The following is a 12,855-nucleotide window of genomic DNA, read 5'->3' on the forward strand; positions in this document are numbered from 1 at the left end:
AGAAACATACTAAGATTAGTGGGCAAGGTCATCAACGGATGATTGTGTCTACCTTTTTCTTTTTTACATTATACGGAAAGACGGAAGATGATTTGGTCAGTCTTTAGGGATGGGAAAAAAGTTAACAAATAGAGAAGGAAGTTTTTATTAATATTACACATGATAGGAGACGTACCGACAAGTAAATAAAGAGGGTTTAGATAGGTTTATTTTCTTAATTATAGTAAAATTAAATGCTTTTTATCAATAATATAAAGTTTAAAACATGGACATTTAATCAATCTTATTATAACATGATATTGAGAATTGATTAATTAGCTAGATGTATTTTAAAATTTAAAGAATCATAGTTCATTAAGGAATGGATTTTATTTAACCATTCTGTAGTTGCGGTTTTAAAATTGAATACAGACTTGTATGTTATTGTTTCAAATAGGCATGGAGTAATAAATTGGATTTAAGTATCTTTTTATACTCTGTGTCTTTTCTAATTATTTTGAGAACTAGACTTTGTTTGTAAAAGAGGTGGCTGTAAAATGAATATAAATAATTTAGGGCTATTAAATATGTTAGGTGCCATTATTAATGAAGAAGAGGATAGTGGTGAGCATGCTATAACTGAGTACCTGTTGTATAATATTCACAACAAATCAGATATAACAATAAATGAAATCGTCGATGAAGCATTTGTGTCACGATCATCGGTTAGGAGGTATTGTAATAAGCTCGGATACAAGAATTTTAGTGAATTAAAAAACTCGTTAACGGATATCATTTTTCCATCAAATTTACATTTGCGTAATTTTGAGCCCGTGCAAGAGTATAGAAGTAATATAATGAATGAATTATCTCATACAATTATAGAAATGAATCATATGATTAATGACGAGGTTATTGATCGGTTAGTCAATTTATTTTACATGTATAAAAACATTACACTAATTAGCCCGAATAACACAAGCAGTAATTTATTGAAGTTTCAACAAGAACTTTTTTATGCTAAAAAAATAATTAGAGTAGTTAATAATAATTTTGATAGTGATTATATAAATAATGTGTCAGCACAGTCTAGCTTAATACTTACAATATCTGTATCTGGATTTTTTGCAAAAGAAGTGAATGAAAATATGAGTAAAGTTAATGGTAAGAAAATATTAATTACTGGGAATCGAAGCCAAGAATTTATTGATCTTTACGATGAAGTAATTTATTTAAGTAGAGATAATATTGAGTCGGATAATTTAGGGTTATTCGGTAAATATGGTATTACTTATTTATTTGATTTAATTTCTGAGCATTATATCTACAAGTATAAGAGATAAGTAGCTACTTCATTTAAAAAGTGGGTCGTTCAATTATTGAACGACCCACTTTTTTTAAATTGGTTAAACTATAATTAAGAACTTGGTTAGCAATGATGCTTGAGTTGTTGTTCAAGTAGAGTATTATTAGCAGGTGCTAATAAAGACTTATTTACTTTGAAAACTTGTAATACAGTAAATCAGTATGAAGGAGCTGATGCCAATGTAAAAAATACTACTAATGATACACGTTATTTTGATTTATAGTTATGAAAACGATAAGGATTAGCTAGAGTGAATTAAATGTATATTTAAAAAATCACTACTAGTATAAAGAGTGTATTTAACAGTGTAGTGCAAAGTTATAATATTGGATAGTTAGGGAGATTTAAATATGAAAGTTCTGATGGGACACTTTACTTTAGAAAGTAATGAGCATGTTGAAGGTTTGACAGAGCTCGACAGTTTTAATTTAAAGTTTGGTGAGAATTTAGTACAGGCAATGCATGTAGGAGATATTTTTAGAAATAATAATATTGATATTATTCCTGCAATCTTTGCTAACGGGCATTCTGCTAGAGTATTAAGCAAGGAAGCTTACACATATGTTCATGATAAAATGCTTAGAGCAGTGAAAGAAAATTTAAAAGATTTAGATGGGATTTATTTGTTTCTTCATGGAGCAAGTAAAGTTGAAGATCTACCAGAGGGTTCAGGTGAGAGACAACTTCTTAAAAGTATTCGCAAGCTGACCGGCCCCTATCTCCCGATCTGTGTCGTGATGGATCCGCATGGTAATTTAACAGAAGAGTACGTTTCTAATATGACAATAGGTCGTTGCTATAGAGAATCACCACACACAGATATGACCGAGACGAAAAGAAAAGCTGCTAAACTAATGGTGGATTTATTAAATAATAAAAAATCATTGGTTCCTCAGTATAGAAAACTACCATTTGTCTTAGGTGGAGAGCGCAGTGTATCATCAGATGAACCTATGGTAACAATCAACAAAAAACTAGATGAAATTGAAAAAGACGATCGAATCTTAAGCGCTTCTTTTCATGTAGGGTACTTAAGACATGATAATTTTTCAACAGGATCCGGCTTGATTGTCGTACCTTCTGATAATGCTTATCAAGAATACGCTAAGAAAATTATTGATGAGTTGCATGATTTCTGTGTTCAGAAATACAGTGAGTTCGATTATCATGGCAACGCTCTTGATGTAGCGGAAACAATTAAAAATTCAATTGAACGAAACGATACACATATCGTCGTGACGGATTCGGGAGATAATGTGACATCTGGAGGAATGGGAAATAATACGTATTTACTTAAAAAGTATTTGTCACTTGATAATTATAATGGTAAACGATTGTTATTTGCAGGGATAACACATAATGAATTGTTTAATTCTCTTCTTGAAAAAAAAGAAAATGAGTATTTTGAGGTTGAGCTAGGTACGAATACTGATGAGTTGTCTAAGAAAATAAAATTAACTGTAAAAATTACAACAAAAGGAAACCTGCAGCAAATTTTCGGGGATACGGATAGTTATGGTGAAACATTAAAGCTTTCTGTGAAAGATAAGCCTATCGATATTATATTAATTGACAAATCAGTTAGTTTTGCTGAAATGCATCAATTTAAAGCAGCTAATATAAATCTAGAGGAATACAATATTGTTGTTGTTAAACAAGGATATATTTTTCCGGAATTAAACGATTACTGTGATTATTCAATCATGGCACTTACAAATGGTCCAACGAATCAGAAAACAGAAAGTATTGTATTCAAGCAAATCATGCGACCAATGATGCCTTTTGATCAGTTGAAACTGGAAAATGACAATAATGTAAAGGAATGAAGATGATGATAGATGTAAAGAAAATAACAGCCCCATTAGCTGATAATTACGGAAATAAAGTAATGCTGACAGATGAAACAATTGAGAAAAGACTAGAAAAGGTCCTTTATCAAATGAAAGAAAAGGGATTGTCTTCGGTAGTTGTGTATGCTGATAAAGAGCATGGGAGCAGCTTCGAATATTTAGTTGGATTCATTCCAAGATTTGAAGAAGCATTGCTACTTTTAAATCAAGATGGAACAAGTACAAGTATACTAGGAAATGAAAACTATAATAAAGCTCAATATTCCCGAATTAAAACAATAGGTAAACACTGTTCTTTGTTTTCACTTCCTAATCAGCCAATGAATAACCTTAGTGAATTGGCTGAAATTTTAGGCGAAACCGATATTGATACTTCGAAACAAGTAGGTATAGTTGGATGGAAACTAATACCTGGCATGTCGAATCAATTTGATATTCCAGAATTTATAGTTAATGCACTGTCCTCAAAAATAGGGAAAGATAAGTTAGTAAATGCAACAGATATTTTTATAGGACCTGAGAATGGAGCAAGAATAACAAATAACGCAAATGAAATAGCCCATTATGAGTATGGTGCCTCTTTAGCTTCTGATGCTGTTCTTGAAGCAATGGATACACTTGAAGTTGGAAAAAAAGAATCGGATGTTGGTGAACTACTTACTAAACATGGACAATATAACAATGTAGTGACAATATGTGCATTTGGTAAAAGATTCATAAACGGAAATGTTTATCCAACTCAGAATACGTTAAGTAATGGAGATCAAGTAGCGTTAACTGTGGCCTATAAAGGTGGTTTATCAAGTCGATCAGGTTATGCTGTGGATAATATGGAAGAACTTGATAAAAAAGATAAAAATTACTTTAATGAAGTTGTTATTCCTTATTTTAGTGCTTATCACTACTGGTTAACAAATATTAAAATAGGTATAAGGGGAGGAGAGTTTTATGAAAAATTTGAAGCATTCTACCCGCAAAATATCTATGGGTGGGAGCTTTGTCCAGGACACTTAACTGCGGATGAAGAATGGATGTCTTCACCGTTTTATAAAGGATCTGACGCAGTAGTTAGATCTGGTATGATATTCCAAGTTGACTTTATCCCTTCGCAAAAAAATCATCATGGTGTTTCTGCTGAAAGCACAGTAGCAATAGCCGATGAACAATTGCGTAATGATATTCAGCAAGCTTACCCGAAATTGTGGGAAAGAATTGAGAAAAGAAGAAATTATATTAGTGAAGAAATAAACATTCAATTGCCAAAAGAAGTTTTACCTTTAGCTAGTACTCTAGGTTACTATAGACCGTTTATGCTGAACAAGGACTATGCCTTGGTCGTTAAAGGTTAGGTGTGATAATTGCTACTCTTCTAATCGAGTAGCATTATCTTGGAAATAAAGAAAGCGCTCGCAAATAATGCGAATAAGATTTAAATGACAAAAAGAAGTTGATATAAAAATAGAAATAAAGATACACGATAAACAAAATATTGTAATACTTTAAATATTTCAGTTGTTTATCTATCATTTTAAGATTATTTTAGCGGGAAATTTATGTTAGGAGGGAAAAATTGATATGAAATATATTAACATGTCAAAAGAAGTTCTTAAGCAGGTTGGTGGACTTGATAACATTCAACAAGTTGGTCATTGTGCTACAAGACTTCGAATTAACATTAAAGATGAGGATAAAGTAAATAAAAAAGCATTAAGCAATGTGGAAGGTTCGCATGGATTTGTATTTAAAAATGGTCAAATACAATTAGTTATCGGTGCAAACGTCGGAGATGCTTATAATAAATTTTTAGAAGTTTCAGGGTACAGTGATGAATCTTCAAAGGAAGTAGAAAAACAAGATTATCAGTCCAATAGAAAAAAAGATTTTAAGTATTACGTTGATCTTGTGGGTGGGTTTTTCGCAGAAATATTTATGCCGATTGTACCTGCTTTAATAACTGGTGGAGTTATATTAGCTGTAAATAACTTCTTAATAAATTACTTTGATGTTTCTCCAGAAAGTGGAACAGCTCAGATTATATTAGCTATGTTTAGCGCGGCCTTTGTAATGCTCCCGATTTATTTAGGGTATACAACAGCTAGGAAGCTAAAATTATCACCGATACTAGGTGCTTTTTTAGGAGCGATACTAGTTAGCCCATCTATTAGTGGTGTGGAAGGACTTGACTTTCTTGGAATTCCTGTCGTAACGGTAGAATACGGTGGAAGTATTATACCTGTAATTGCTGGTGTAGGCTTTATGTATTATGTTAATAAACTTTTAGATAAGATCATTCCTGAATTTGTGAAATACTTATTAAAGCCATTTATTACTATGTTGATAGTTGTACCATTCACTTTAATTATATTTGGACCACTAGGAACAATCTTAAGTGAATTTGTTGGTGACTTTATCATGTGGTTAATGAATAGTGCAGGATTTATAGCAATACCTTTATTAGCTGCGGTGTATCCATATATGGTTATGTTAGGGATAGACAAAGCAACAATGCCTATTGGTTTCCAAGCTATTGAGTCACTTGGTTTCGATCCGGTACACATTGTTATTGGATTTATTTCGAATCTGTGCGTAGGGGCAACGACGCTAGCAGTTGCAAGATTTGTTAGAAAAGATAAAGAAAAAAGCGGTGCCTATTATTCATTTGGTCTAACGGGGTTATTTGGAATTACTGAACCAGCATTTTATGGTGCGCTTATTGGACGTCCCAAAGTATTAATTGGAACCGCAATTGGAGCAGTTTCTGGAGGATTGTTCGCTGGTATATTCTCTCTAAAAAGTTTTGTGATGGGTGGAGCACCTGGTCTATTTACTCTTTTATTCTTCTTAGAGCCAGATGGGCAAATGGGAAATATGATTATTGCCCTCTTGTCCGGAGCTATTTCAATCGTTGTCTCATTTATAGCTACAACTTTTATTCTTCGATATGATGAAAGAAAAAATAAAGGAAAAGCTATAGCAGAAAAAGTTGAAATTGAGCATGTTTAATTTGATCAGCTGAACAGTTTTGTAGTGTAAAATAAATATTTGATGTTATTTATTTTATATGCTGTATTTGCTAGTTTGGTAAATGAGTTATTTTATGAGTGAAGAAGCTTTTAATGAAGGCAATGAAGATAATGCTTGACTGATGAAGCTGTATTAAGAGTTTATGTAGGCAGAGCCAGATACTTTTGGTGGAAGCTAGATTAATTCTTATTATTTTAACTGAGAATTTATTTGTTGATATAGCTTGAATTTATATTAAATCAAATAAAAACATCCCTTTGTTTCTTGTGTATGATGCTGCGCCCTGAAGTTAGAGTGAAAATCTAGCTTCAGGGTGCACCGTCTATATCAAGGAGGAGGGGGTGTTTTATTTTGCCCTATAGTCAATTTAAAAAATACTTGATATATTTTTAATTGACTATATAGTTTCATGTTGCTGGCTTGATCGGCATGGAGTAATAAATTAGATTTAAAAATCTTTTTATTCTCTATGCCTTTTTCTGTCTCAAACTATTTTTGTGCAATCGATTGCCCTTTCGAATGGGTCTTATACACCTTTTTTTACTTGAAACACATATTTTTATATTGAATACAATAGATATGTATGCTAAAATTTAATCGAAACATGCAAACGATTTCCTTAGAGTGTTTTCTATAATTTTTTTAAAAAATAAAAATGATATCGCTTACTGCGGAGGCTTATGTGAATGGAATGATAGATGGATATAAGTGTTTTTTAATCCTATGTAATTATTTTAAAGAAAAAGCGTTATTTAATCTTTCGCAATTCATCAGTTACACCAAAAAAGAACAAATGATAGCATACGGTGATATAGCTTTGGAACAACTAATGAACAAAATCGATTTAAAGCCATAAGACGTATGAAGATACAACTTAAGATTATTGGAGGAATCAGTATGAAAAAAAAGTGGTGGAAAGAAGCGATAGCTTATCAAATATATCCAAGAAGTTTCATGGATTCAAATGGAGATGGGGTTGGTGATATTCAAGGTATTATTGATAAATTAGATTACTTAAAAGAACTTGGAATTGACGTTATTTGGATTTGTCCTGTTTATCAATCTCCAAATGATGATAACGGGTATGATATAAGTGATTATCAAGCTATTAGTTCTGAATTTGGAACAATGAGTGATTTTGACGAATTGTTAGAAGCAATTCATGAAAAAGGGATGAAAATGATTATGGATCTTGTAATCAACCATACTTCAGATGAACATCCGTGGTTTATTGAGTCTCGTTCATCAACAGATAATCCATATCGCAACTATTATATTTGGCATTCTGGTAAGAACGGTGCAGAGCCTAATAATTGGGAGTCCATTTTCGGTGGTTCAGCTTGGGAGTATGATGACAAAACGGAATCGTACTTCTTGCACGTTTTTTCACGAAAACAGCCCGATTTAAATTGGGAAAATCCAGAGGTGCGTGAAGAATTGTATAAAATGGTGAACTGGTGGTTAGATAAAGGGATTGATGGCTTTCGAATCGATGCTATTTCTCATATTAAAAAAAGAACAGGATTACCTGATATCCCGAATCCAAACAAACGTCAATATGTTCCTTCCTTTGATGGACATATGAATCAGCCTGGAATCGATCAATTTTTAAGTGAATTTACAAATAATACAATTCACAACTATGATGTAATGACTGTGGGCGAGGCTAATGGTGTTGATATAGAAAATGCAGATGATTGGGTTGGCGAGGACAATGGATATTTTAATATGATTTTTCAGTTTGACCATTTGGATCTGTGGGGGAAGAGTACTGATGGGAAATTAGATATTAGAAAATTAAAAGAAGTATTAACTAAATGGCAAAAAGGATTAGAGGGTGTTGGATGGAATGCATTGTTTTTAGAAAACCATGATCAACCACGTTCTGTATCAACATGGGGGAATGATAAAGCATTAAGAAAGACTTCAGCCAAGGCATTAGCAACCCTTTATTTTTTAATGAAAGGTACACCATTTATTTATCAAGGCCAAGAAATAGGTATGACAAACGTGAAATTTGAAAGTATAGATGACTACAATGATGTAGCTATAAAGAATTTATACGATCAGGAAAAAAAAGCAGGGAAATCGCATGAAGAAATATTGAAAGTTATATGGAAAAATGGACGTGACAACTCAAGAACACCTATGCAATGGTCAAATAAAGAACAGGCTGGATTTACTACAAATCATCCTTGGATGAAAGTTAATCCCAACTATGGTGATATTAATGTTGAAGAGAATTTAGCTGACCCTTATTCTGTGTACCATTATTATAAAAAGTTGATTGAATTACGTAAATCAACCGAAACCCTTATATACGGACAATATGATTTGGTTTTAGAAACTCACCCACATATATATGGATATACTAGAACTGATCACAATCAGAAATATTTAATTTTAATTAACCTGTTTGATAAACAAACAACGATTCAATTAAGTGAAGATTTTATTGATCAAGAAGATGAGTTAGTCCTTGCTAATTATTCTGTCACTAATCCACTAACTAGTAAGTTAATCTTTCGTCCATATGAAGCAAGGGTATACCATGTTAAAAAAACGCATGATTTATAAAAAAAGAGAGTTGATCCCTCACTTTAAGCGCACTGGATTTAAGGTGAGGGATCGTTTGTTTTATTCCCAATTAAAAGGTGTTTCTTGATAAACATAGTAATTTAGCCAATTTGAAAAAATTAAATAAGCTTGTGAACGCCAACGATTTAATGGTGTATTATCAGGGTTATTATCTGGAAAATAATCAGTTGGCATGTGGATATCTAATCCGCGCTTTAAATCACGCTCGTATTCTTCAGCTAATGTATTCGCATCATATTCAATATGACCAGTGATCATGATATGCTTTTCATCTTTTGATACAATTAAAAAAGGCCCTGCCTCTTCCGAGTAATCTAACGCTAATAAATCCGGGTGTGCTGTAACATCGTGTAATTGGATATTTGTATTTCTTGAATGTGGAGCTAAAAATTGATCATTCATTCCTCGGACTAGCTTAGTCGTAGATTCTAGTAATTCGTGATTGAAAACGCCACTAAGTTTATTAGAACGAGCATTCTTTTGAATTCCGTAATGATAATATAAAGCTGCTTGAGCCCCCCAACAAATATGCAAAGAAGAGGTGACATGTTTCTTTGACCACTCCATAATTTCAGCAATCTCTTGCCAGTAATCCACCGCTTCGAAAGTTAAGTGTTCAACTGGAGCACCAGTAATAATCATACCATCATAACGCTTCGTTTTTACATCATCAAAGGTTTTGTAAAATTGTTTAAGATGTGATTCAGTTACGTTTTTTGATTGATAACTCACTGTATGAATAAAATCAACATGCACTTGTAAAGGTGAATTACTAAGTAAACGCAATAATTGTGTTTCTGTACGCTCTTTTTCAGGCATGAGATTTAAAATTAAAATATTTAATGGACGAATATCTTGCATCGTAGCTCGCTCAGAATCCATTAAAAAAATATTTTCTTTTTCCAGAATACTTCTAGCTGGTAATTGTTTCGGAACGTTAATAGGCATTACAGGTACCTCCAGTACTATTCGATACTTTGTATTATTATAGCTATGATCAGAAAGAAGAGCAACTATTCCAACTATTAAAATAAATAACAGGCAACGCTATTTTCAATTAAAACAAGAAAATAGCGTTGCCTGTTACTTTATTCTTCCTGGCAAAGATAAGATTGACTCAATTAAAGTGTTTAGTTTATTCTCAATTCTGTGTAATAAATAAAATGTTACGGCGACAGGAAACCCAACATCAGTTATGAGTGATATCCATGCATCCTTCATAAAATACTCCTCTCTATAAAAAATTGAAACAAAGGAGCATATTTCAGCTCCTATCGTTTTTAGATGTTGATATCTGTTACATTACGTTCTACTATTCTTGCGCCTTTTTTACTTACAATTTCTCCTCCAGATGAGTAGAGTGCTTGTTGCATTAGAATCTGATCCATAGCGGCATTAACAGCTACGACATCGACAGGCTCTTTAGGTGAGTCAATTGCTATTGTTGCCGTTTTTCCCTGTGCATCTACAAATTTCAATTCAAGACGTTTCATTACCTTCCTCCTTTCTTCAAACATGTAAAACCTGTTATACTCCTGAAATTAATTCAGTGTCATTTCGTTTTACCATTAGTAATGGTAATGTTTGTAGAGCAACGATCGCATTTGAAATAGCAAGTAATTGTTCCGGTGTTGCGTCTGTTTTTACATTGTTAAAGCTTTTTGTTTTCGTAAGTTTTTTTCCGTTTTTTTCATCTATACCGTTGTCAAAAACGAGTTGCAATCGTGTATCGATTGTTTCTACTATCGCCATAAAAAAACACCTCCTTCCACTTCTATAATCGTTATTAGAAGGAAAAAAGGTGTAAGGAATATTGTGGGAATTAAGGTTTTCTTTTAGGCATCCATTTACGATCGCTGTTTGTTGTTTCTGGAAATTTATCGCCAACACTTAACTTAACAGATTTTGGTTTGTTGACAGTACTTCCTGTTTCACCTACTTCAACATATATACCGTTATTAGGTGCTTTTTGTCCTGGTTCGAATTGGTGATTTTGTCCCATTCGTTCACCTCCTTTTTTGATTAGGTTACCCAAATTGTTTATAATTAACGAGTAGTTTATTGACATGAAACGCGTTTCATGCGGTAATCTATATAAGAAGTAGGAAGGGAGCAGCCAGTAGAAAAGGGGAAATAAATGACGAATATTCGTGATATTGCAAAAATGGCTAATGTATCAGTCACAACTGTTTCACGTGTGTTGAATAATCATCCATATGTAACGGAAGAAAAACGTAAAGCCGTGATGCAAGCGGTAAAACAAAGTAACTACTATAAAAATATTAATGCTGTACATTTAAGTACGGGTAAAACCTATCTTATCGGTATTGTATTACCATACTCTGATCATCCATACTTTAGTAAGTTATTGCATGCAATTAGTAATCAAGCCTTAGCGAATCAGTATAAATTGATTCTTTTTCAAACGAAGTATCAAAAGGAAAAAGAAGAAGAAGCGTTAAACATGTTAAAACAGAAGCAAATTGATGGCTTGATTATCTGTTCACGGGCTCATGAATGGGATACGATTGAACAATATACGGCTTACGGTAGAATAGCGTTATTAGAAAATTGCAAGTCAAAGTCCATATCGACAACTTTCATTGACCACCATCATACTTTTTATCACGCATTAGAATATTTATATAAAAATAATCATCGGAAAATTGGCTATTGTATTTATAGGAAAACTGGTGTGAGCAGTAAAGAAAGAGAAAGTGCTTATAGGACTTTTTTAAAAGAAAATAATATAGCTTATCAACCTGCTTATATTTTCGATCAATGCTTGCAATATGAGGATGGTGAAAAAGTGTTTCATCAATTAAAGCAGATGACCGATCCTCCTTCAGCATTAGTAGTAACAAGTGATCAAGTCGCTGCCTGCTTAGTGACGTGTTGTCAAAAAGGTGGGATAGATATACCGAATGATTTAGCGATTATTGGATTTGATAATCATCCAATGGCTAAATATATGGAAATAACAACGATGGAGATTCCATTTGAAGAAATGGGTGGCAGCTTGTTTAAACAAGTGATTCAATCTGATCAAGTTACCCATCATCAAGTAGATGTACGATTAATAGAGCGGAAAACGGTTTGATGGACATAGATGTACTATACTAAACTTTGCTAAATAGTAGTAATAAAGGAGATTTAAAATGAGCAAACAGAATGTGATTTTTTTTGATATTGATGGAACATTGCTAGATGATAACAAGCAATTACCAAAGGAAACAAAAAGAGCAATCCAACAACTTCAAGATAATGGAGAAATTATAGCAATAGCAACAGGACGAGCACCGTTTATGTATGAATCTTTGCGAGAAGAGCTGAATATCGATACATTTGTAAGCTTTAATGGACAATATGTTGTAGTAAAAGGTGAAGAAGTCTATAAGAACCCATTAGATGTATCTTCATTATTGGAGTTAACTGAAGTAGGTCTGACACATAATCACCCAATTGTTTATATGGACCAAGAAGATATGAAAGCTAATGTTCCAGAGCATGATTATATAAACAGAAGCATTGCAACTTTAAAAATTAAACAATTCCCTAGACATGATCCTCACTATTATAAAGGAAGAGAAATACTTCAATCTTTGTTTTTTTGTTCGGAAGGGGAAGAGGTTTTTTATCAACAGCGCTTTCCTTCCTTTGACTTTGTTCGCTGGCATCCTGTTTCAGTAGATGTTTTACCAAAAGGTGGGTCTAAGGCGATTGGTATTAATAAAGCGATAGAAGCGTTGGGAGTTTCAAAAGAAAACATATATGCCTTTGGTGATGGATTAAATGATATGGAGATGCTTTCTAATGTAGAAAAAAGTGTTGCAATGGGAAATGCGGAAGATGAAGTGAAACGGGTTGCTAAATATGTGACAAAAGATGTAGATCAGAATGGGATTATGCACGGTTTGAAAATGGTAGGTTTATTATAAATTTTTATTAAAAACAACATAATCCTGAATTATTCATACTTCCTAATTAAGTCATGTTTGAAATCAAAATCAAATATTTTCTTGTTCCATTGAAAAAGTC

The 12,855-nt window shown here is 32.8% G+C and carries 13 protein-coding genes; 8 read left to right on the plus strand and 5 right to left on the minus strand.

Annotation, left to right across the window (positions count from 1 at the left end; genetic code table 11):
* Window positions 1–566: 566 nt before the first annotated feature.
* From ACH6CY_RS04400 to ACH6CY_RS04425, 6 genes are all read left to right on the plus strand, one after another.
* Complete coding sequence (locus ACH6CY_RS04400; RefSeq protein WP_374066051.1) at window positions 567–1,322, plus strand: MurR/RpiR family transcriptional regulator; 756 nt, start codon at window positions 567–569, stop codon at window positions 1,320–1,322.
* Window positions 1,323–1,695: 373 nt separating this feature from the next.
* Window positions 1,696–3,171 (plus strand): M81 family metallopeptidase, encoded by a 1,476-nt coding sequence (locus ACH6CY_RS04405; protein WP_374066052.1) that lies wholly within the window; start codon window positions 1,696–1,698, stop codon window positions 3,169–3,171.
* 5 nt (window positions 3,172–3,176) lie between these two features.
* Window positions 3,177–4,544, plus strand: coding sequence for a M24 family metallopeptidase (locus ACH6CY_RS04410; protein WP_374066053.1), 1,368 nt, complete (start codon window positions 3,177–3,179; stop codon window positions 4,542–4,544).
* A 226-nt stretch (window positions 4,545–4,770) separates the two neighbouring features.
* Window positions 4,771–6,198, plus strand: coding sequence for a PTS transporter subunit EIIC (locus ACH6CY_RS04415; RefSeq protein WP_374066054.1), 1,428 nt, complete (start codon window positions 4,771–4,773; stop codon window positions 6,196–6,198).
* Window positions 6,199–6,901: 703 nt separating this feature from the next.
* Window positions 6,902–7,075: a hypothetical protein gene (locus tag ACH6CY_RS04420; RefSeq protein WP_374066055.1), complete on the plus strand. Its 174-nt coding sequence runs from the start codon at window positions 6,902–6,904 to the stop codon at window positions 7,073–7,075.
* Window positions 7,076–7,116: 41 nt separating this feature from the next.
* Window positions 7,117–8,796, plus strand: a complete 1,680-nt coding sequence (locus ACH6CY_RS04425) for an alpha-glucosidase (protein ID WP_374066056.1) — start codon at window positions 7,117–7,119, stop codon at window positions 8,794–8,796.
* A gap of 60 nt (window positions 8,797–8,856) precedes the next feature.
* Here the strand turns inward: ACH6CY_RS04425 and metA are convergent, their stop codons facing one another.
* The 5 genes from metA to ACH6CY_RS04450 form a co-directional block, all read right to left on the minus strand.
* On the minus strand, window positions 8,857–9,765 hold the full coding sequence (gene metA / locus ACH6CY_RS04430) for a homoserine O-acetyltransferase MetA (protein WP_374066057.1): 909 nt from the start codon (window positions 9,763–9,765) through the stop codon (window positions 8,857–8,859).
* A 135-nt stretch (window positions 9,766–9,900) separates the two neighbouring features.
* The gene (locus ACH6CY_RS04435) at window positions 9,901–10,038 is read right to left on the minus strand and encodes a YvrJ family protein (RefSeq protein WP_374066058.1); all 138 of its coding nucleotides are present in this window, start codon (window positions 10,036–10,038) and stop codon (window positions 9,901–9,903) included.
* Window positions 10,039–10,097: 59 nt separating this feature from the next.
* Window positions 10,098–10,310, minus strand: a complete 213-nt coding sequence (locus ACH6CY_RS04440; protein ID WP_374066059.1) for a DUF2922 domain-containing protein — start codon at window positions 10,308–10,310, stop codon at window positions 10,098–10,100.
* 34 nt (window positions 10,311–10,344) lie between these two features.
* On the minus strand, window positions 10,345–10,569 hold the full coding sequence (locus tag ACH6CY_RS04445) for a DUF1659 domain-containing protein (RefSeq protein WP_374066060.1): 225 nt from the start codon (window positions 10,567–10,569) through the stop codon (window positions 10,345–10,347).
* A gap of 70 nt (window positions 10,570–10,639) precedes the next feature.
* Window positions 10,640–10,819, minus strand: a complete 180-nt coding sequence (locus ACH6CY_RS04450) for a YjzC family protein (RefSeq protein WP_374066061.1) — start codon at window positions 10,817–10,819, stop codon at window positions 10,640–10,642.
* A gap of 135 nt (window positions 10,820–10,954) precedes the next feature.
* Between ACH6CY_RS04450 and ACH6CY_RS04455 the strand changes: the two genes are divergently transcribed.
* Both ACH6CY_RS04455 and ACH6CY_RS04460 read left to right on the plus strand, forming a co-directional pair.
* The gene (locus ACH6CY_RS04455) at window positions 10,955–11,917 is read left to right on the plus strand and encodes a LacI family DNA-binding transcriptional regulator (protein WP_374066062.1); all 963 of its coding nucleotides are present in this window, start codon (window positions 10,955–10,957) and stop codon (window positions 11,915–11,917) included.
* A gap of 58 nt (window positions 11,918–11,975) precedes the next feature.
* Window positions 11,976–12,755 carry a Cof-type HAD-IIB family hydrolase gene (locus ACH6CY_RS04460; protein ID WP_374066063.1) on the plus strand — a complete coding sequence of 260 codons (780 nt, stop codon included), beginning with the start codon at window positions 11,976–11,978 and terminating at the stop codon, window positions 12,753–12,755.
* The last annotated feature ends 100 nt before the right edge of the window (window positions 12,756–12,855 follow it).

The organism is Paraliobacillus sp. JSM ZJ581, assembly GCF_044383835.1.
Taxonomy (GTDB): Bacteria; Bacillota; Bacilli; order Bacillales; family Amphibacillaceae; genus Paraliobacillus.

Coding starts and splice junctions, on each gene's coding strand:
- ACH6CY_RS04455 (WP_374066062.1), top strand. CDS start 10,955: ATGACGAATATTCGTGATATTGCAAAAATGGCTAATGTATCAGTCACA.
- ACH6CY_RS04400 (WP_374066051.1), top strand. CDS start 567: ATGTTAGGTGCCATTATTAATGAAGAAGAGGATAGTGGTGAGCATGCT.
- ACH6CY_RS04450 (WP_374066061.1), bottom strand. CDS start 10,819: ATGGGACAAAATCACCAATTCGAACCAGGACAAAAAGCACCTAATAAC.
- ACH6CY_RS04460 (WP_374066063.1), top strand. CDS start 11,976: ATGAGCAAACAGAATGTGATTTTTTTTGATATTGATGGAACATTGCTA.
- ACH6CY_RS04435 (WP_374066058.1), bottom strand. CDS start 10,038: ATGAAGGATGCATGGATATCACTCATAACTGATGTTGGGTTTCCTGTC.
- ACH6CY_RS04415 (WP_374066054.1), top strand. CDS start 4,771: ATGAAATATATTAACATGTCAAAAGAAGTTCTTAAGCAGGTTGGTGGA.
- ACH6CY_RS04440 (WP_374066059.1), bottom strand. CDS start 10,310: ATGAAACGTCTTGAATTGAAATTTGTAGATGCACAGGGAAAAACGGCA.
- ACH6CY_RS04445 (WP_374066060.1), bottom strand. CDS start 10,569: ATGGCGATAGTAGAAACAATCGATACACGATTGCAACTCGTTTTTGAC.
- metA (WP_374066057.1), bottom strand. CDS start 9,765: ATGCCTATTAACGTTCCGAAACAATTACCAGCTAGAAGTATTCTGGAA.
- ACH6CY_RS04410 (WP_374066053.1), top strand. CDS start 3,177: ATGATAGATGTAAAGAAAATAACAGCCCCATTAGCTGATAATTACGGA.
- ACH6CY_RS04405 (WP_374066052.1), top strand. CDS start 1,696: ATGAAAGTTCTGATGGGACACTTTACTTTAGAAAGTAATGAGCATGTT.
- ACH6CY_RS04425 (WP_374066056.1), top strand. CDS start 7,117: ATGAAAAAAAAGTGGTGGAAAGAAGCGATAGCTTATCAAATATATCCA.